At 59.3% G+C, this 19,925-nt stretch carries 19 protein-coding genes; 12 read left to right on the forward strand and 7 right to left on the reverse strand.

Annotation, left to right across the window (positions count from 1 at the left end; genetic code table 11):
- The first annotated feature begins 17 nt into the window (after positions 1 to 17).
- The 3 genes from PSH65_RS22160 to PSH65_RS22170 all read left to right on the forward strand — a co-directional run bounded on the left by PSH65_RS22160 (position 18) and on the right by PSH65_RS22170 (position 2,655).
- Positions 18 to 1,166: an aldose epimerase family protein gene (locus PSH65_RS22160; protein WP_305422356.1), complete on the forward strand. Its 1,149-nt coding sequence runs from the start codon at positions 18 to 20 to the stop codon at positions 1,164 to 1,166.
- Positions 1,167 to 1,332: 166 nt separating this feature from the next.
- Positions 1,333 to 2,154 (forward strand): aldo/keto reductase, encoded by an 822-nt coding sequence (locus PSH65_RS22165; protein ID WP_305422358.1) that lies wholly within the window; start codon positions 1,333 to 1,335, stop codon positions 2,152 to 2,154.
- Positions 2,155 to 2,184: 30 nt separating this feature from the next.
- Complete coding sequence (locus PSH65_RS22170) at positions 2,185 to 2,655, forward strand: DUF1810 domain-containing protein (protein ID WP_305422360.1); 471 nt, start codon at positions 2,185 to 2,187, stop codon at positions 2,653 to 2,655.
- Here the strand turns inward: PSH65_RS22170 and PSH65_RS22175 are convergent.
- Complete coding sequence (locus PSH65_RS22175) at positions 2,620 to 4,980, reverse strand: DNA polymerase II (RefSeq protein ID WP_305427035.1); 2,361 nt, start codon at positions 4,978 to 4,980, stop codon at positions 2,620 to 2,622. The genes PSH65_RS22170 and PSH65_RS22175 overlap by 36 nt on opposite strands.
- 354 nt (positions 4,981 to 5,334) lie before the next feature.
- Here PSH65_RS22175 and PSH65_RS22180 point away from each other — a divergent pair, with 354 nt between their 5' ends.
- Complete coding sequence (locus PSH65_RS22180) at positions 5,335 to 5,775, forward strand: CBS domain-containing protein (protein WP_305427036.1); 441 nt, start codon at positions 5,335 to 5,337, stop codon at positions 5,773 to 5,775.
- Positions 5,776 to 5,876: 101 nt separating this feature from the next.
- On the opposite strand, the gene PSH65_RS22185 is transcribed toward PSH65_RS22180, so the two are convergent.
- Both PSH65_RS22185 and PSH65_RS22190 read right to left on the reverse strand, forming a co-directional pair.
- Positions 5,877 to 6,497: a glutathione S-transferase N-terminal domain-containing protein gene (locus tag PSH65_RS22185; protein WP_305422362.1), complete on the reverse strand. Its 621-nt coding sequence runs from the start codon at positions 6,495 to 6,497 to the stop codon at positions 5,877 to 5,879.
- A 133-nt stretch (positions 6,498 to 6,630) separates the two neighbouring features.
- A complete protein-coding gene (locus PSH65_RS22190; RefSeq protein WP_305422363.1) occupies positions 6,631 to 7,725 on the reverse strand; it encodes a DUF1615 domain-containing protein in 1,095 nt (364 codons plus the stop codon).
- Between the two features lie 497 nt (positions 7,726 to 8,222).
- Here PSH65_RS22190 and PSH65_RS22195 point away from each other — a divergent pair, with 497 nt between their 5' ends.
- The 8 genes from PSH65_RS22195 (at position 8,223) to PSH65_RS22230 (ending at position 16,432) form a co-directional block, all read left to right on the forward strand.
- Positions 8,223 to 9,404, forward strand: a complete 1,182-nt coding sequence (locus PSH65_RS22195; RefSeq protein WP_305422364.1) for a Gfo/Idh/MocA family protein — start codon at positions 8,223 to 8,225, stop codon at positions 9,402 to 9,404.
- A 42-nt stretch (positions 9,405 to 9,446) separates the two neighbouring features.
- Positions 9,447 to 10,670, forward strand: coding sequence for a sedoheptulose 7-phosphate cyclase (locus PSH65_RS22200; protein ID WP_305422365.1), 1,224 nt, complete (start codon positions 9,447 to 9,449; stop codon positions 10,668 to 10,670).
- 286 nt (positions 10,671 to 10,956) lie between these two features.
- On the forward strand, positions 10,957 to 11,781 hold the full coding sequence (locus tag PSH65_RS22205; protein ID WP_305422367.1) for an ROK family protein: 825 nt from the start codon (positions 10,957 to 10,959) through the stop codon (positions 11,779 to 11,781).
- Positions 11,774 to 12,973, forward strand: coding sequence for an alcohol dehydrogenase catalytic domain-containing protein (locus PSH65_RS22210; RefSeq protein WP_305422368.1), 1,200 nt, complete (start codon positions 11,774 to 11,776; stop codon positions 12,971 to 12,973). The genes PSH65_RS22205 and PSH65_RS22210 overlap by 8 nt, the downstream gene beginning before the upstream one ends.
- On the forward strand, positions 12,961 to 13,737 hold the full coding sequence (locus PSH65_RS22215) for an SDR family NAD(P)-dependent oxidoreductase (protein WP_305422369.1): 777 nt from the start codon (positions 12,961 to 12,963) through the stop codon (positions 13,735 to 13,737). Before PSH65_RS22210 ends, PSH65_RS22215 begins: the two co-directional genes overlap by 13 nt.
- A complete protein-coding gene (locus tag PSH65_RS22220) occupies positions 13,737 to 14,552 on the forward strand; it encodes a sugar phosphate isomerase/epimerase (RefSeq protein WP_305422370.1) in 816 nt (271 codons plus the stop codon). Before PSH65_RS22215 ends, PSH65_RS22220 begins: the two co-directional genes overlap by 1 nt.
- 29 nt (positions 14,553 to 14,581) lie before the next feature.
- Positions 14,582 to 15,283, forward strand: a complete 702-nt coding sequence (locus tag PSH65_RS22225) for an HAD family hydrolase (RefSeq protein ID WP_305422371.1) — start codon at positions 14,582 to 14,584, stop codon at positions 15,281 to 15,283.
- A 39-nt stretch (positions 15,284 to 15,322) separates the two neighbouring features.
- Positions 15,323 to 16,432, forward strand: coding sequence for an acyltransferase (locus tag PSH65_RS22230; RefSeq protein WP_305422372.1), 1,110 nt, complete (start codon positions 15,323 to 15,325; stop codon positions 16,430 to 16,432).
- 2 nt (positions 16,433 to 16,434) lie between these two features.
- On the opposite strand, the gene PSH65_RS22235 is transcribed toward PSH65_RS22230, so the two are convergent.
- From PSH65_RS22235 to PSH65_RS22250, 4 genes are all read right to left on the reverse strand, one after another.
- Complete coding sequence (locus PSH65_RS22235; protein ID WP_305422374.1) at positions 16,435 to 16,845, reverse strand: MerR family transcriptional regulator; 411 nt, start codon at positions 16,843 to 16,845, stop codon at positions 16,435 to 16,437.
- Complete coding sequence (locus tag PSH65_RS22240) at positions 16,842 to 17,465, reverse strand: NUDIX hydrolase (protein ID WP_305422375.1); 624 nt, start codon at positions 17,463 to 17,465, stop codon at positions 16,842 to 16,844. Before PSH65_RS22240 ends, PSH65_RS22235 begins: the two co-directional genes overlap by 4 nt.
- Positions 17,466 to 17,626: 161 nt before the next feature.
- A complete protein-coding gene (locus PSH65_RS22245; protein ID WP_305422376.1) occupies positions 17,627 to 18,817 on the reverse strand; it encodes an MFS transporter in 1,191 nt (396 codons plus the stop codon).
- A gap of 26 nt (positions 18,818 to 18,843) precedes the next feature.
- On the reverse strand, positions 18,844 to 19,761 hold the full coding sequence (locus PSH65_RS22250; protein ID WP_305422377.1) for an NAD-dependent epimerase/dehydratase family protein: 918 nt from the start codon (positions 19,759 to 19,761) through the stop codon (positions 18,844 to 18,846).
- Positions 19,762 to 19,925 lie beyond the last annotated feature (164 nt).

The following is a 19,925-nucleotide window of genomic DNA, read 5'->3' on the forward strand; positions in this document are numbered from 1 at the left end:
AAAAAGGAAGGTCAACCATGCTTCACTCTCGATACCTGCTCTCCGGCCTCGGACTGTCCCTGATGATCGCCACCCTCCCCGCTCACGCTGTTGGCTTGTCCAGCGAACACAAAGCCTTCGGCAAAACCAATGACGGCACGCCCGTCGAGCAATACATCTTGCGCAACAGCCATGGCCTGCAAGCCACGGTCATTACCTACGGCGGAATTCTGCAGTCGCTGAAAGTGCCGGACAAAAACGGCAAGCTTGACGATGTGGTGCTGGGCTTCGACGACGTACAGGGTTATCAAAGTGGCACCGCGTACTTTGGCGCGACCATTGGCCGCTTCGGCAATCGCCTGGCCAACGGCGCCTTCGAGCTCGATGGCAAGCGCTTTCAGATGCCGCTCAACGACGGCAGCAATTCGCTGCACGGCGGGGCTCAAGGTTTCGACAAGCGGGTGTGGAAAGCCGAACCAAGCAAAGGCAAGGATTCGGTGGGTGTGACACTGACGTACCTGTCGGCGGACGGTGAAATGGGTTTCCCCGGCAACCTGAAAACCGAGGTCACCTACAGCCTCACCGAGAACAACGAGCTGCGCATCGACTACAAGGCCAGCACCGATAAACCCACGGTATTGAACCTGACCAACCACAGCTATTTCAACCTGGCCGGCGCGGGCAACGGCGACGTGCTGAAGCAGCTGGCGACCTTGCACGCAGCCCGTTACACACCGGTCACCGGTAAACTGATCCCCACCGGGGAACTGGCCCCGGTCGCCGGCACGCCTATGGACTTCACCCAACCGACCGCCATCGGTCAACACATCAAGGCCGATCACCCTCAGTTGAAATTCGCCGAGCCTAAACAAGGCGGTTTCGACTTCAACTGGGTGCTGGACGCCAAGGGTGATCTGGGCAAACTCGCCGCCGACATCAGCGATCCGCAATCCGGGCGCCGCTTGCAGCTCTACACTACTGAACCGGGTGTGCAGTTCTATACCAGCAACTTCCTTGATGGCACGGTCAAGGGCAAGGCTGGCAAGATTTATCCGCATTGGGGTGCGTTTACCCTGGAGACGCAGCATTATCCGGATTCGCCGAACCAGCCGAGCTTCCCGTCCACACGGCTGGATCCGGGCAAGCGCTATAGCCAGACTACGGTGTATAAGTTTTCTACCCTGTAGATCAAAAGATCGCAGCCTTCGGCGGTTCCTGCACTGGCCTCCGATATCGGGTATGCCCCCGTCCCTGCAGGAGTTGCCGCAGGCTGCGATCTTTCCAGATCCACGGAACCACCGGGCTGTTTTGCTGCCAACTGAAGTATCGATCGGGCTTCGCAAAGGAGGATTCATGCGTACTCTTGAGCTGGCCGGCAGCCATGTGCCGGTCATCGGCCAAGGAACCTGGCGCATGGGAGAGGAACCCTCCCGACACACAAAGGAAGTTGCAGCGCTGCGTTTGGGCATCGAGTTGGGCATGACCCTGATCGACACCGCTGAAATGTACGCCGAAGGAGGCGCCGAAGAGGTGGTGGGTGAGGCCATCGCCGGTCTGCGCGACCGGGTTTTCCTGGTCAGCAAAGTCTACCCCTTCAACGCCAGCGGCCAAGGCATCCCCCAGGCCTGCGAGCGCAGCCTGCGGCGGTTGAATACCGATTACATCGACCTCTATCTGTTGCACTGGCGTGGCGAATATCCCCTTGAGGAAACCGTCGAAGCCTTCGAACGCCTGCGGGAAAGCGGCAAGATCGGCCGTTGGGGCGTGTCCAACTTCGATCTGGACGACCTGGAAGAACTGGCCTCACCGGCGTGCGCCACCAATCAGGTGCTGTATAACCTGGAAGAACGCGGCATCGAATTCGATCTGCTCCCCTGGAGCCAGCACCAAAGGATGCCGGTAATGGCCTACTGCCCGATCAGCCAGGGCGGGCACCTGCTGGCCAATCCCACGCTCAAGCAGATTGCCGCCCGTCACAACGTGACACCTGCGCAGGTAGCACTGGCATGGATTCTGCGTCAAAACGGCGTGATCGCCATCCCCAAGGCGGTCCGTCCCGAGCATGTGCAGCTCAATGCGCAAGCGGCGCAATTGCGGCTTGAAGTCGGGGATCTGGAGGCGCTGGACCAAGCTTTTCGCGCGCCACAACGCAAGCAGCGGTTGGCCATGGTCTGAGCCATCGCGGTTCTGTCAGAGGGCATCGGCATGAGAAGTACCGATCAGCTCGACTCGTTCAATTTGCCACGCTTCGTCCAGGCGCAGGACCCTGTGTTCGAGTGGGTGCAGGAGGAGCTGCGCGCCGGCCAGAAACGCCGGCACTGGATGTGGTTTATCTTTCCGCAGTTTTCCGGGTTGGGTGACAGCGAGATGTCCCGCTACTTCGCCATTCGCTCCAGTGAGGAAGCCACGGCGTACCTGGAGCATCCGTTACTGGGTCCACGTCTGCGCACCTGCACGCAACTGGTTCTGGACATTCCTCAAAGCTCGATCGCCAAGATTTTCGGTCACCCCGACAACCTCAAGTTTCACTCATCGATGACGCTGTTCGCCCAGGTTTCGCCAAAAGGCAGCCTGTTTCATCAGGCGCTGGATCAATATTTTCACGGCATACCGGATGACTGGACGTTGTCGCTGCTGGACTCAAAACAGGCCCAGTTGCCCCCCAATCAGCGTTGAGAAATCGTCATCGACGAACGGCAGGATCGCATCCGCCACCGGTTGCAGCTGCCGGGTGACGTAGTGGTCATAGTCGATGGGCGCGCTGCGGATTTCCAGCGGCTCGGGCCCCACGACGGTGATGACATAACTGATCCAGCCGCCGTTCTGATATTGCCGCGGGCGTCCCTGCTGGTCGTTGTAGTCGTCGGCGATTCGCGCTGCGCGCACATGGGGCGGCACGTTGCGTTGATAATCGTCGAGGGTACGGCGCAGGCGTTTGCGGTAGATCAGGCGTTCGTCGAACTCACCGGCCAACGTCTTGCGCACATAGTCACGTACGTAATCCTGATAGGGCTTGCGATTGAAGATGCGCAGGTACAACTCCTGCTGGAATTGCCGGGCCAACGGCGACCAGTCGGTGCGTACGGTTTCCAGGCCCTTGTAGACCATTTCATCAGTGCCGTCGGCGCGGGTGACCAATCCGGCATAGCGCTTCTTGCTGCCCTCCTCGGCGCCGCGAATGGTCGGCATCAGAAAGCGTTTGTAGTGGGTTTCGAACTGCAGTTCCAGGGCACTTTCCAGCCCGTACTCCTGCTTCACATGCTCGCGCCACCACTGGTTGACGTGGTCCACCAGCACGTGGCCGATCTGCGCCGCTTCGGCTTGACCGTGGGGGCGGCGCAGCCAGACGAAAGTGGAGTCGGTGTCGCCGTAGATCACCGCGTGGCCTTGAGCTTCGATCAACTGGCGGGTGCGCAACATGATCTCGTGTCCGCGCAAGGTGATGGACGAGGCCAGCCGTGTATCGAAGAAGCGGCAACCGCTGGAGCCCAGCACGCCGTAGAACGCATTCATGATGATCTTCAGCGCCTGGGACAGCGGCGCATTGTGTTCGCGCTTGGCGGTTTCACGGCCTTCGGCGACCCGGGCGACGATGGCCGGCAGGCAATGCCGGGTTCTTGAGAATCGTGCACCACGAAAGCCCGGCACCGACTCGCTGTCGTCGGGATGCTTGAGCCCTTCGATCAAGCCCACCGGGTCGATCAGGAAGGTGCGGATGATCGACGGATAGAGGCTTTTGTAGTCGAGCACCAGCACCGATTCGTACAGACCCGGCTGCGAGTCCATGACAAAACCGCCGGGGCTGGCCTCTGGTGGTTTGCCGCCGAGGTTCGGTGCGACAAAGCCCTGCCGGTGCATCAACGGCATATACAGGTGAGTGAACGCCGCCACCGAGCCACCGCTGCGGTCCGCCGGCAAACCGGTGACGCTGGCGCGCTCGAGCAGGAAGGTGAGCAATTCGGTCTTGGCGAAGATCCGCGTCACCAGTTCGCAGTCCTTGAGGTTGTACTTCGCCAGGGCCGGTTTGTCCTCGGCGAACATGCGATTGATTTCGTCCATGCGCTGGTACGGGTTGTCGATCGACTTGCCCTCGCCCAACAGGGTTTGCGCGACGTTTTCCAGGCTGAACGAGGGGAAGCTCCAGGTCGCCGAACGCAGCGACTCGATGCCATCGATGATCAACCGGCCGGCGGCTGCCGCGAAGTAATGCTTGCCATTGCCGTGCTCGCGCCATTGCATTTCTTCACCGCCACGCCCCAGCTTCAGCGGCACCGCCAAGCGACGAGCATGTTCGTGCAGTACGCGCAGATCGAACTGCACGACGTTCCAGCCGATGATGGCGTCGGGGTCGTGCCGGGCGAACCATTCATTGAGCTTTTTCAGCAGCAGGGTTCGTGAGTCGCAGTATTCGAGCTGGAAATCCACCGCACTGTCATCGCCATTGGGCGGCCCGAGCATATACACCTGCCGCTCGCCGCAGCCTTCCAGGGCGATGGAATACAGTTCGCCCTGAGCGGTGGTTTCGATGTCCAGCGAGACCAGCCTGAGCTTCGGTCGATAGCCGGGGTCGGGTTTCATTTGCGCATCGAGCAGCAGGCCGTCGGCGCCGGGCGTGCCGCCGAACAAAACGGGCGCGGTGATGAAACGCTCCATCATGTAGCGTTCCGGCGGGCGGATGTCGGCTTCGAATACATCGATGCCTGATCTGCGCAGCGCCGTTTCCAGGCGCATCAACTGGCCGTGCTGCTGGCAATACAGGCCGAGCACCGGTCGGTGTTCGAAGTCCAGAAGTGCCAAGGGCTTCAGCTCGACGTTTTTCTCGCCGCGCAGCAGCGCTTCAGCTTGCTCGCGTTGGGCTGCAGGAATGAACGCAACCGACGGTTGATGCGGCAGGCGGATGCGCCGGGGACCGGCATCGGTCGCCAGCCAGAACTCGACTTCCGTGCCGGCCGGGGTATCTCGCCAATGCCGGGTCAGGACGAAGCCCTGCTGTAAATCCACCACTGCAACCTCAACGATCTGATTCAAGGGGTAATTCTACGCGTGATCGGTGTGGTGAGGGGGCTTGCCCTAATGCCGGTAAGTTAAGACGCAGAACCTGTGGGAGCGTGGCTTGCCCGCGAAGAACGATGACGCGTAGTACCTGAAAAACCGCGGTGCATGCTTCGCGGGCAAGCCACGCTCCCACAGGATTTTCGTCGCTCAAATTTCTTGACTTACCGGCCTTAGGGCCGAGCTTTTACAAAGAAAAATCGCTGAATGACGCTTTTTGCGCGGTATCTGCCGCTTTCTGCCTTGCTCTGCGAGCGCGTCTCTACGATTCTTCAAGAACAACGACAAACCCGAGAAACCACCATGAAAACCGTCGCCCAACTGCTCAAGCTAAAGGCCCAACAGAATCAGGCAGTCCACACCATTGCGCCTCATCAAATGGTGCTGGAAGCGCTGATGGTGATGGCCGCGAAAAACGTCGGCGCGTTACCGGTCCTGAAGGATGGAAAGGTCGTCGGCATCATCAGCGAGCGTGACTACGCGCGCAAACTGGTGCTCAAGGGGCGCTCCTCTGTCGGCACACCGGTCAGCGACATCATGGTGTCGCCGGTGATCACCGTGGACACCCATCAAACCGTCGAAACCTGCATGGGCATCATGTCCGACAAACGCCTGCGGCACTTGCCGGTGGTGGAAAACGGCGAGCTGATGGGGTTGCTGTCGATCGGTGACCTGGTCAAGGAAGCCATTGCCGAACAGGCGGAACTGATTCGTCAGTTAGAGCAGTACATTCGCGGCGAGTGATTGCACACTGTGCGAGGGGCTTTTGTGGCGAGGGAGCTTGCTCCCTCGCCACAAAAGCCCGCTCCCACAAAAGCCCGCTCCCGCATTGGTTTGATGTGTTCCTATGGCCAATGCCGGGCGAAAACCGGTGCCAATGCAGGGTGCCGGTCGAAGCGTTCAAGCCAGGCAGAGAACCCCGGCCGCGCGGTGCGCAAGTGCTCTCGGGTACCCGCCCACCGCGTCACCACCGCCGCCAGAATATCCAGCGCGCCCGGCGCTCCCTCGCCCAGGTACAACTTGCCCGCGAATTGATCGGCAAACACCTCCCAACTCCAGTGCAGGCGCTGGCGGGCACCGGCCATAAGGTTTTCTCTGGACGACTCGTCCGCCTCGGCCAGCCAGCGCTCGGGATAATCGATGATGCCGATGGCGGCATAGCAATTGCTGACGATGTACACCAGACCCCGAATCACCTGATCACGCTTGAGCGGGTTTTCCGACAGCAGGTTCGACTCCGGGAACGTGAGGCCCAGATGAATCAGAATGGCCGCACTCTCAGTCAGAACACCGCCATCGGGCATTTGCAGGGTGGGAATCTGCTTCAGCGGGTTGAGCTTCTCCAAGGCCTGAACCGCCTCCGGGGACGATGAAACATCAATGAAGCGATAAGGAACCTCGCACAGTTCCAGCGCGGCCTCGATAGCGGCCGCACCTGAGTTCTGATGTCCGTAGAGCTGATACATGACTAAATCTCCTCTGCGACTCTCTCTTTGTAGCAGCTGCTGAAGATTGCGCTCGAATGCCTCGCAATCCCTGTAGAAGCAAGCCCCCTCGCCACACAAGCTCGATACACGTTGCGCACCCATCCTGGCTAGGTCACTTCCCCGCGCGCTTCATGCAGCGCTGATAACGCTCATCGACCCGCTTGGCGAACCACGCCGTGGTGAGTTTGCGGGTGATTTTCGGGCTTTGCAGCACAATCCCCGGCAACACCGCCCGGGGTAATGGCCGGCCTTCGGCCTGTTCGGCCAAGGCAAACACCCGCCGATAAAGCTCGGTGTCCTCGAATTCAAGGCCTTTCCCCTCCTCCAATTGATCCCGAATGGTCGGGTTGCGCATGTCCAATTGCTTGCCAAGAGTGCGCACCGCCAATTCCGTGGTGCCAGGCATGATCGAGCCGTAGCGCACCAGATCGCCATCCAGCGCCAGCGGAATGCCCGTCGCCCGACTTACCGCGTTCTGAAACGCCGCATTGCGGCTGGCGTACCAACCAGCGTTGAAATCGGCGAAGCGATACAGCGGCTGCTTGTAGCTCACCGGGTAACCGAGCAAGTGGGCAATACCAAAATACAGGCCACCGCGACGCGTAAACACTTCGCGGCGAATCGAGCCGTCCACCGGGTAGGGATACTCCCGCGCCTGCTGCTCGGCAAAATCGATGCTGACCTGCATCGGCCCGCCGGTGTGCACCGGGTTGAAACCATCGAACAGCGTCCGCCCCATGGGCACCATGCCGATGAAGTCATCGAAAATCGCGCTGAGTTCTCTTTCGCTGCGCGCGGCATTCAGCCGGTCGCTGTAGCTTTTGCCATTGGGTGAACTGACCTGCAAGGCACCGCTCACCAGCAGGCCGGGAATATGGGCCTTGGCGGCGCGGCGGTCGATCTCGTCCCGGGCGATCTTGCCCAGGCCCGGCACCCGCGGATCAGCCTGAAACGTCGACTCCTGCTCAGTGACCGCGAGTACCGAACACAGGTTTTGCGTGGTCGGCGAAATATTCTGGGCGGCAAATGCCGCGTAGATGTCCGTGGCCCAGCCTTGGCGGTCGGGTGTCTTGGCCGGTAGCAGACGCATGATCTCGGCCTTGACCTCGGCAGGCTTGCGGGCCGGCGGTTCCTGCGTGCGTTGAGTACCGCAACCGGCCAGAACCAACAGTGCCGCGGCGCTCATGATCAATCGATTGGCTTGCATGGTGCTCCATCAAAATCCGATAAGCCGGGTTAACCATACGATCAATGGCATGGCGCAGGCTATGACTGTGACGGCTGCTGACTGTTCCCGCATAACTCTCGTAGCAGTTGTCGAGCCTGCGCGGCTGCGTTCGGCTGCGAAGCAGTCGTAGTTCGATGAATACGGTTTGCCTGAAATAACGCGGACACTTAATGGCAGCAGGGTCTTTTACATGATCCGCTTGCTCCCAATGTCTTCACCCATACGCGCCGCTGTAACCTTCCAGTCATGTGAAACCCGGCTCCTGCTGCTCTCAGAACCATGCATCCCAAGCAGCGTAATACTGCGTTCCATGCATACGCTTCACTTGCGTGAAAAAAAATAAAAATCTTGTTGACCTTCACACCACTGTCAAGGGTGGTATGGCGCCGCCTGAAACAAAAAGGGGCAGGTTACCGCACGGTGACCTGCCCCCCATCGGGCATCCAGACATGACGTCCAACAGGGAGCCAGGAAACATGCAAGCAGCAAAGCCTTTTCGAGTAGGTATGATCGGCGCCGGGTACATGGCGAAACTGCACAGCCTTTCAATGAACAATCTGGCCGGTTACACCGAAGATCCCGCCGACCGTTTCGACCTGGTGCGCATCGTCGACACCGATGCCCAGGCCGCAGAACGTGAAGCAACTCGCTGGGGCTGGTCCGAACACGGTACCGACTGGAAAACCGTGACCCGCGATCCATCGATCGACGTGGTGGACATTGCTACGCCAAACGACTCACACCATGAAATCTGTCTCGATGCCTTCGCCCATGGAAAGCATGTCATTTGTGAAAAACCGTTGTCAGTCAACAGCGAATTCGCTGCCGAAATGGCCCGCAAGGCGCACGCTTCGGGCCGGGTTCATATGGTCAATTTCACCTACCGCGCCTGGCCGGCCATCGCTCAGGCTCGTGCGTTGATCAAAAGCGGTGCCATCGGCAATGTCCGGCATTTCGAGGGGCACTTCTTCCAGGATCACAACAACGACCCGACCATTCCTCTGCACTGGCGCTTCAAAAAAGGCCCGGCCGGCGCCGGCGCACTCGGCGATGTGGGTGCACATATCATCGACCTGGCGCGCTTTCTGGTCGGTGAAGTGGACAGCGTCGTGGCAACCACCCAGCGCTTTATCCAGGAACGTCCGCTGCCACATGACCGCAGCCAGAAAGGTCAGGTCGAGGTGGATGATCTGGCGGCGGCGATGGTCCAGTTCGAAAATGGCGCCACCGGCACGATCAAAGCGAGCTGGGCCCTGCCCGGTTTCAAAAATGACGTGTACTTCGTGGTGGTCGGCGACAAAGGCGCTGTGCGCTTCAGCTGGGAGCGCAGCAACGAGCTGCAGTTTTTCGACAGCGCCGACCCACAACCTATCTCCGGGTACAGGACCATCCCGCTCGGCAGGGCTCATCCCGGCGCCGAACTGTTCTGGTTCCCCGCTCTGGGTGGCGACTTGGGCGTCGGTGTAACCGCTCAGGGCATGGGTTATGGCGATGCATTCACCTTGAGTTTCCGGCATTTCATCAACGCCCTTAAAACCGGCGAATCGCCGGCACCGAATTTCGTCGACGGCCTGCGCTGCTGCGAAATCATCGATGCGATTTTGGCTTCGGCCGAGCAAGGACGCTGGGTAAAGGTCCACCGCACGATAATCGACTGATAAATCCCTGCCCCTCAGAACGACCCAATCGAGATAAAAGTTATGGATAACTTGAATTCGCAGCAAGCCCCGCAACGTCGTCCGCACATTGCCAGCCCGCTGCCCAAATGTTCCGATCTGACCTGGCGCATGCATGCCCGGCAAGAGGTCAATTACAGCGTCTCGTTGAACACCGGTCTGCTCAAGCACACCAATGCCACGCTGGCTTATGGTTGCGGTGCCAACGGCGTGCAACCGGTCAGGCGGCTGGTGGTCATCGATGCGCGAGTCAACGAGCTTTACGGTGACGAATTCCGCGCCTATTTCGAGGCCTGGAAAATCCAGGTGGTCTGGAAAGTCATGTCTGGCGATGAAGCGTTCAAGACCATGGACCATACCATCGAAGTGGCACAGGCCATGGCGGCGGCCAATCTGCTGCGGCGCAATGAAGTGGTGATCGGCATCGGTGGCGGGGTGCTGCTTGACGTGGTGGGATTCGCGTCGAGCCTTTATCGCCGTGGCATTCCTTACATTCGTATCCCCACAACGCTAATGGGCCAGATCGATGCCGGTATCGGCATCAAGACCGGCGTCAATCACGACGACTATAAAAATCGCCTGGGCACCTATTACGCGCCGTCATCTGCGTTCATCGACCCCTACTTCCTGCAATCGATGGACCAGCGACACATTTCCAACGGTGTGGCGGAAATCATCAAAATGGCCCTGATCAAGGACCGCGAGCTGTTCGAATTGCTCGAAGAAATGTCTTCGCACCTGACACCCAAGGCGTTCGCCTCAAACGATCCCCGGATCAAGGAGATCATGTCCAGGGCTATTGCCGGGATGCTGGCTGAACTGGAGCCTAACCTCTGGGAGGCCGAACTGGCCCGCTGCGTGGACTATGGCCATACCTTCAGCCCGTCCCTGGAACTGTTGGCGGAACCGGCACTGTTACATGGTGAGGCGGTCGCGGTGGACATGGCGCTCTGCGTGGCACTGGCTGCGGGCCGGGGCTTGTTGTCCTGTGTTGACGCGGATCGGGCCATTGACCTGATTGAAGTGGCAGGTTTGCCGGTGTCGCATCCGGTGTTCAACCTCCAGCTTCTGGAGAAATCCTTGATCGATACGATCAAGCACCGTGATGGACTGCAACGGATTCCACTGTCCGAAGGCATCGGCCAGACCGCATTTGTCAACGACGTCACAAGCGCAGAGTTGGCCCAAGCGTTGGTCTGGATCGAACAGCGTGAAAGCCGCTCCTCCGAACAAAGCTGTGTAGCGTGAGGAATCGCCCATGGTAACGGACATCATCGAAAGATCGTCCCGACCCTTGGCGCAAAACGATGACGCCCAGAGCGTCATCGTTTTCGACATCGGTGGAACGCATTTTCGCTCTGGGCACTTTTCCCCTGAGCGAGGTCTTTCAAACGTCATCTCTGAACCGGCAACCAGCTTTTTGACTCATTCAAGGCTCAGTGCTCGCGAACTCAAGGATGTGCTGCTTGAGTATCTGGTCGTAACGGCACGCCAGTCGGGTCTGCGCCATGCATCGATTTCACTCGGAGCAGCAATGAATGCCAGAACGGGACTGGTCTACGGTTCCGGGCCACTCTGGGGCTCCGATACAACGCCCTTTGACTTGCGCAGCGAACTCGCTGACAAGGCGCCCGATATCACCTGGCACAGCCTCAACGATGTCACGGCGGTGCTGTTGCACTACGCCAGTCTGAATCGGCACAGCGACTTGCGAAAAATCCTGCTGATGACCGTCAGTTCAGGGATCGCCTGCCGAACCATCGACATGCGCAACGGCCGGATTCCAGTGGACGATGTCGGGTTGCAGGGGGAAATCGGTCACCTGCCTGTGGCATTGCCTGGCGGCCCGAACGGCGGATGCTTGGAGTTGCCCTGTGACTGCGGCGGCCAGAACCACCTGGCGGCTTTCTCGTCAGGGCGCGGCATGAAGAAACTGCATGACGCGTTAGCCAAGAGCCAGCCTTCGAGGTGGACATCTTCGGCCATGCACCGCCTGATGGATGTCGGTTGCGGGCATGAAGAAGCATTGCAAATGGCCCTTGAACGGCATGACGAATATGCCGAAAACCTGTTGTACCTAGCCACCCGACCGATCGCCAATGTGGTGCGGTATGCCCTGGCACTTGACCCGGAGATCGACCGGGTCGTGTTCGTCGGAGGCGTCAGTGTCAATCTGGAGTCCCACTATCTGCGTCTATTGAACCGGCATTTTCAGGAAACCGGGCTGTACCTCACCAGCCAGCGCCTTCCCCACTACATCATGGACCGCATTGCGATTGCCAGACCCGAGCAGGCCGATGGACTGACAGGTGCGGGTCTTTATGCACGTCAGGTTCTGGAGCAACACGCTCATGAATGAAAGCCTGAACACTGCCAACACTCACCTGGTCATAGCGCGCGACGGTCAACAGGTGTCGCTACAAGTCATGCCCACGCCGCGTATCGGTACCGGGGAGTTGCTGATAGCACCGTTGATTGCCGGGTTGTGTGGCACCGATCTGCAGATTCTGCGCAGGGAACGCGATGATCCTGCGCGGGTGATCGGGCACGAAGGTGTGGCCCGCATCGTTCAGGTCGGGTCGCAAGTCCCCGGGCACCTGCGCGAAGGCATGAACGTCATCATCAACCCTACCCATCCGAGCAATCCGCAAATGCTGCTGGGTCACCAACTGGACGGGATGTTTCAGCAGTACGTGAGGATCCCGTCGGCCATTGTCGAGGCGGGCCTCGTCGTACCGTTGCCAGTGGATCTGCCCACACGCCTCGCTCCGCTGATCGAGCCCCTGGCCTGTGTGATCTATGCGCTGGAGTTGATGCTGGCGCGTAAACCTGCGGGGCCGCTGATCATCTATGGCGATGGCATCATCGGCCATCTCGCCGCACTGGTCGCCAAGCGGTATCTGGGGATCTGGACCCGAGTGGTGATGGTTCACCACGGCATCCGGGGCCTGCGCTGGAGTGAAAACAACAACTTCCGTTTCGACAGTCATCTGCTGTTCGATGATCTGGGTTCCGGCCTGACACTGGCGATGCAAGACCGCCCCGTCGCTGCGCTCATTGCCACCCCACGCAGTGCGACGCTCGCCTGCCTGGAACATGCCGTGACTCACTTGGCGAACAACGGGGTGATTGACCTTCTCGGTGGCGTGCCGAGCGGCTCGCGACTGTCATCTCTGCCCGAGTTAGGGGACATCGGCGAAATACGTACTCACAACTGTGGCGGCTTTCCTGAGCAGGGTCATTTCACTGCGGTCACCACCAACGAGCAAAAACCACTGATGCTCTACGGCCATCGAGGTGTGTCGAGCGCAAGGTTGGTCGAAGCAACACAGGTCCTGAAACAAACCCCGAGTGTGTTTTCACGCCTCGTCACCCACCTGCTGACACTTCCCCAGGCCGCAGAACTCATGCAGCAGATCGCTTGGTGCGGCGAACGTGAAATCGATGGTGAACGGTTCATGAAAGTCGGCATTGAAATCTCCCCCTGTACCAGCCTTCTCAAAGCTGACGTCCCCCACGAACACTTCGGAGAATTACCATGCTCGGCATGACCAAGGCTTCGCCTCGCAGCAACACCGTATTTGTCATGGGCGGCTCCACCGGCATCGGCCGTGGCATCGCTCAGGCCTTGTTGGGTGCAGGGTTGCAGGTGGTGGTGTTCAGCCGTTCCAGCCCCACCGACCAGCCAGGCCTTGAGGGTGTGATCTGGCGACCAATCGACCTCACCGATCCCGGTGAAAGTCGTCAGCGCCTGGACGCTGCAGTCCAGGAGTTCGGCAGCACGCTGGATGCGGTATTTTACAGCGCCGTGTATTACGGCCCCAAACGAGCGCCGCTGTTGCAAGTCAGCGAACAGGAATGGCGCGATCAGCTTAACGTCAACCTGCATGGTTTATGGCTGACTCTCGCCGCGACCCTGCCGGCCTTGCGCTTGCGCACTCCAGCGCTATTTGTCGGTGTGTCGTCGGAAGTGGTCTACAACGCTGGCCCCAATCGCTCGGGCTACGCCGCCACCAAAGCCGCGGCCGCCAGTCTGCTCGACTCCCTGGCCCAGGAGGAAGGTCCCGAGGGCGTACGGGTGGTGCAAGTGCTCCCGGAAAAAATGGTCGATACCGCTGGTATTCGCCAACGTCGTCCGGCAACCTTCGACTATTCAGACTACATGACCCCGCAGACCTTCCAGTCAATCACCCTGAACCTATACAACAGTCGTGGTGAGGGTTTCCACGGTGACAGCCTGGTGGTCGGGCATAACGGGGATGCCTGGCGGGTCGAAGAAGCGCCTCCGGCGTCTCAAAGCAAGCAGTCTGCCTGATGCTCGCCTCCACGCTATCTAACAGCATGCCGCGTATTGCCCTGGCAGACTGGCGGCTGCCCTTCAACGGCTCGCAAGCGCTGGGTTTCACCGCCTGGTGCGGGCTACATGATATTCAGATCGACTTCGGCGGCCCCGGCCGCGCACCGTCCCTGGACAGCGTGAGCCGACTCAGGGCGATCAGGGACGCGAGCATCGCTCACGACGTGAACGTTCTAGCCGTGGCTTGCAACCAGATGAATGATCTGGGGCTGCACAGCGCGGTTCATTCGCCTGTGGGCGAAAAGGTGCGCTCACTGGTCATGCAAACCCTGGACGCGGCGGCTTTCCTGGGGGCTTCGATGGTCTTTTTCCCAAGCTTTCGGAAAAGTGCGATTGGTGATCGGCAGACCCTGGAGGCCACCGCACGCCTGCTCCAATGGGCCTGTGAACAGGGCGAGCAACGAGCCTTGTTGGTCGCCAATGAAAACGATCTGGATGTTCAGGCGTCACGACGGCTTGTGGAACACGTCAACCAACGCAATTTCAGATTGATACTCGACACCTACAACCCGGTAAAGGTCGGCGTTCGGCCATCAACCCTGATTCTGGAACTGCCCTCGGTCTTTGCCTCGCAGGTTCATGTCAAGGACGGTCGATCAGGCCTCGATGCCTCGGTACCCCTGGGTTTTGGCGACGGTTCGGTTGCCGAAACCCTGGACACCTTGCGTGATATCCAGTCGTTCGACACCTATGTACTGGAAAACGATTACCGCTGCGGCGACCCCGCCCACCTGCAACACGATCTCGGCTGGCTGCTCAATGCCACACGCTGACCCACCTCATTTGAACGAGAGTCATAAACATGCAATTGAAATCCGGATTACTCATCAAGGCCGACGCTCTGCTCTTTGACATGGACGGCACATTGGTCGACTCCACCGCCGTCGTGGAACGCACCTGGGGACGCTTCGCCGAACGCCACGGATTGAATCCGGTCGAGGTACTGCATGCCGCCCACGGTCGCAGAACCGCGGAAACGGTCGAAATGTTCGCGCCACCCGGCGTTGATACCGACGCGGAAACCGCCCGAATCGTTGCCGAGGAAATCGCCGACACTGAAGGTATTGTCGAAGTGCCAGGCGCCCGACGTTTTCTGCAACGACTACCCGCCAATCGATGGGCAGTGGTGACCTCGGCGAGCCGCGAACTGGCCCTGCGCCGCATGAAGGCAGCCGGTGTCCCCATCCCCCCCATACTGATCAGCGCAGAAGATGTCTCTTCCGGCAAACCCGCGCCTGAAGGATACTTGGCGGCTGCACAGGCATTGGGCGTCGCACCTTGTGACTGTCTGAGCTTCGAGGACGCCAGAGCCGGCCTCGAGTCCGCTCACGCCGCCGGCACCCGGGTCATTGCACTGGCGACCACGTTAAGTGCCGATGATTTGCGCGAGGAAGACTGGATTCCGGACTTCAGCGTGCTGGGTTTGCTCGACAACAGTGGCACTGCGTTGCACGTGTCGGTGCTGCCGACTCACACAGAGCAGCCCGTGACGACGCCCGCCTGACAGCTAACGCAGCCTTGAAAATGGATGATGGACAGGTGAATGGATATGCATAAACAGGAAGTACGTGCGTTAACCGGATTGCGCGGCATGGCAGCCGTTCTGGTCATGCTCTATCACTTCAACACCGGCCAGTTACTGGAAGGTAGCCTGGGTAACCTCATGGGCAACTGCTACCTGATGGTGGACCTGTTTCTGGTGTTGTCGGGATTTGTGTTAACGCTCAACTACGGGCACCTGTTCGAGCACTCGCTCAAGATGCCGCAGATTCTGAGTTTTCTGTACCGGCGCCTGTCACGCATCTATCCGTTGTATGCCGTCATGACCCTCACCGCTTCGATACTGGTGGCCAACTCACTGATGGATCGCTGGCCGGGGCCGCCGGTACCGGTCAGCGCACTCATCAACCTGACAATGCTGCAAACCCTGGTCAATGTTCCAACCCTCGATACCCCGGGGTGGTCGGTCAGTGCGGAATGGATGGCCAGCCTCTGCTTCCCGTTCATTGTCCTGGCGCTGCTCAGACGTTCCTGGCCGGCGAACCTGCTGGCCATGTTGGGCGCTTTGTTGATGCTGCCGTTGATTGCCCACTCGCCGGCGCTGATCGACGAGCCCAAACGTTCAGGACTTCTGGACATCTGGCACTACGGGACGCCGTACCCGGTCATTCGCTGCCTGGCGGATTTTGTCATGGGCGTTATCGCGTACCGCGCGCTGGAGTTCGGCTGGACCCGACGAGTGCTGGGCAATCCATGGTTTGCAGGCCTCATTTGCCTGGGGACCGTGGTTCTGATGACGTTCAAGCACGCGGATATCCTCATCGTCGCCTGCTTCCCCCTGCTGATTCTGGCACTGCAGGCCGGCAACAACCTCCCGGCGCGGATCATCGGCGGGCAGCCGTTTTATGGGTTGGGGGTGATTTCGTACAGCATTTACCTGGTGCACAACCAGCTCAACTATTTCATGCATGACCTGGCACGCGCCCTGACTCAGGCCGGGCTGGGTACTAACAGCGCCACTGCGGTCTCGATCGCGGTGTTCGCGAGTGTGGGGATACTGATCGCCCGCCTCACCTACCGCCTCATCGAGCAGCCGGCCATGCGCTACCTGCGCAAAACGCGGCTGTCCCGTGAAGTGTCGGTGACGGGCTGATCTCAGGCGTAAGCCACACTGCCGGACTCCCACATCGAGTTCGGCAGTACTTCGGGAATGTCCATCTGACCGGTTTCATCCAGGTACTGTTCGAGAATCGACAGCGCCCGTGACTGATCTTCGATGGTCTGCTGCAACTTGAGCCGCTGATCCTTGAGCGTGGCGACAATTAGCGGGCAAGGATCGAACCTGACCGGCTGACTGATGATACAGGGCATTAACACCCTAATGACATTGAGCGTCAGTCCGGCTTCCTGAAGCGCCTTGATGTTCTTGAGAATGGAAATGTCATTCTGACAATAGTCGCGATAGCCCGAAGACAGACGCATCGGACGTATCAGTCCTTGCTCTTCGTAATAACGGAGCATGCGTGCACTCACACCAGACTTCTTCGACAGTTCATTGATCTTCATGTGGGCGTCCTTGCTTCAAATTGACTGGACATCGATGGGCATTGCCCTGCGCCACCGAGCGTTGCGGCGGGTTGGCACACGCTCAACAGAATCGGTACGAGGGACAGACCGTCCGTCATTTGGCCACTGGCAATCAGCTGAAAAATTTCCGCTGGCGCGAACCAGCGCACCTGCAGGACTTCGTTGGTATCGAAGCGATCCGTCGCCCACTGCACATCGTGCGCCTGATAGATCTCGAAGCGCTGATCACTGCTGCCATAGGTGGGGTGAAATGAAATCAGCGGCGCCCAGTCCCGTGCCGTGTAACCGGTCTCTTCGAGCAGCTCGCGCCGAGCGGCCTCAAGCGGGTTTTCGTGTGGATCGACACTGCCCGAAGGCAGTCCCCAGACCCGTTTACCGACCAGAAACCGATACTGATGGATGAGCAGTATCTTGCCTTCGCGGCAGGCCAGGATGCCCACCGCCGGGCGCTCATGGTGGACGCAAAAATAATCGATGGATTGGCCATCGGGTAATTGCACTGCATTATCCACGACTGAAAACCATGGGTTCTCATGTACAACCGTCTTCCCTGTTACCCGCCAGACAGCTGACGTGGCGTCGTTCGGCTCATCAATCATTTGAAAGCATCCGTGCTGTTTTTTCCGATGTGCATCATTCGGCACATGGCTGCGGTGATACATTACTGTCCCATGGCGCGTCCGGCAATACAGCGTGTAAAGCCCGGGCTTGAGCCACGCGGCCAACGAGGAACCGACAGCAGCCCCTCGTTGGCCGAGACTCAGGCAGTTGCCGATGGATAACTCAGCAAGCTGCGATCACGACTCAAGAACATCCCGAGCACCATGACCAACGTCACCAGGGAAATAGTCGCAGCAACCAGTGTGATGGAGTTCAACGGCATGCCGGCATCGATGACGCGGCCACCCACCCAGGCACCGATCGCGTTGCCCAAATTGAACGCACCCACGTTGAGCGTGGACGCATAGTTGGCGGATTCGCCGGCCACACGAATGATCAGCGCTTGCAGCAACATCCCCACGCAGAACGACAGGCAACCCCACACCGCCATGTTGATAACCGCCGGATACACGAAATGACTGGTCCAGTAGAAGCTGACCAGCGCTGCGATCAGGGCCATCAGTGTCAGCACCAGCGAACGGGTCAGGCTCCAGTCAGCCAGTCTGCCGCCCAGCAGGCCGCCGACGGTGATACCCAGGCCGCACACCAGCAACGCAACGCTGGCGAACTTCGGCTCGACATGGGTCACATCCTGCAGGATCGGCACGATGTAGGTGAAAAACGCGAACATGCTCGCCGACGCCATGACGCTGGTCATCAGGCCCAGCCAGATGATCGGGCGCTTCATGCCTTGCAGATTGGTTTGTGTGTTTTTCTTGCTGGCGCTGGCCTTGGCCGGAACCAGGTACCAGACCATCAGCAGCGAAATAATGCCCAGCGCGACCACACCCAGAAACGTGGTGCGCCAACCGTAGACTTGCCCCACCAGCGACCCGACCGGAACACCCAGCACGTTGGCCAGGGTCATACCGGTGAACATCAGGGTCATGGCCCGCCCTTCCTTGCCAGGAGGTGCGATACGCGACGCCAGAACCGCCGCCATACCGATGAACGATGCATGACTGAACGCGGTAAACACTCGGGCGACGATCAGCGAATTGAATCCGGGAGCGATCATGCAGGCAATGTTGCCCACCGTAAAAATCGCCATCAGGATCAACAATGCGCGCTTCTCTTCCATTTTGCCGACGAGCATCGCCAGCAACGGCCCGCCCACTACCACACCCAACGCATAACCCGACACCAGATAACCGGCAGACGGGATCGACACGCCAAGGTCGGCCGATACCTGAGGCAACAGGCCCATGATGATGAACTCGGCGGTGCCGATCGCAAAGGCCGCAATCGCCAACGCGAACAGCGGCCAACTCATGACGCGGTCGTCTTTCATCTGGATATTTCCATTCATCGCAATGCTCATTTTGAAAACCCCTGACTCTGGCTGTCCCGAATCCAGGAAATGACATCCGAATACTGCGGTTCCCAGCCGAAGTCACGGGCCTTCTGGCCACTGACCCGAATGTTCGAACCCAGCCCGTACTCGGCTTCTTCCGGGTCATGTGCACAGCATTCACGCAGAATGTATTCCATGGGTACCGACTGAGTACGTCCACCGAACCCAAGCTTTTCGCTGATGACCTGTGCCAGCTCCTTCATCGACACCTCGCCGTTCTCGGCGAACAGGTAAGCACCACTTTCGGCCTTATCCAGCATCAAAAGCGACAGGCTGACCAGGTCATCGATGTGCACAAAAGCGGTACGATTTTCACCACTGCCGACATACACACCCACCCCATGCTCACGGGCCAGTCGTGTCAGCAGCGGAATCTGAATCGAGTCCTTGTGCAGCGCTCGCCCTTCGCCAAACACCATCGTCGGGCATACCACCAGCGTTCTAAGGCCCTGCTGACCGGCCATTCTGATGGCATTGTCGATCGCCACCCGACCGACTTTCTCCAACCGTGGCCGAGGCTGGGTGTGCTCGGTCCACTGTTGATCGGAACCTGCCCCCTCCGCGCGATCACCAATGACACTGGTGCCACTGTAGTGAATCAACGTCTTGCCCGAACCCCGCAAGCTCTGCAGCAAAGTGGAGACCACATAGGCATTGTCCGAGTTGGCTGCGTTGACGATAAGGTCCACCGCCAGTACCTGCTTCTTGATGGTCTCAGTGTCATAGAGCGTCCCGAACACCGGGATGATCCCCAGTTTCCCCACCTCGTATGCTTGATGAGCGGAGCGCACCAGGCCATAGACCTCATACCCCCGGTCGATCAGCGCCATGGCCATCGATCCACCGATGTACCCCGTCACACCCGTCACAAATGCCTTCAAAATGTCGACTCCTGTCGTTCTGAAAATTATTAAAAGCGCCGTTGCTCATCCTGAGTGCCGTCATATCCGTATCGCTCGTTACTGCCCGGCAGGTCCTGCGCAAAGGGCACATTGCGGCTGCTGTGAAGGTTAGAGCGATAGGCATTGCGGAAAAAGTAGGTTAC

The sequence above is a fragment of the Pseudomonas sp. FP603 genome (assembly GCF_030687415.1).
Classification (GTDB): domain Bacteria; phylum Pseudomonadota; class Gammaproteobacteria; order Pseudomonadales; family Pseudomonadaceae; genus Aquipseudomonas; species Aquipseudomonas wuhanensis.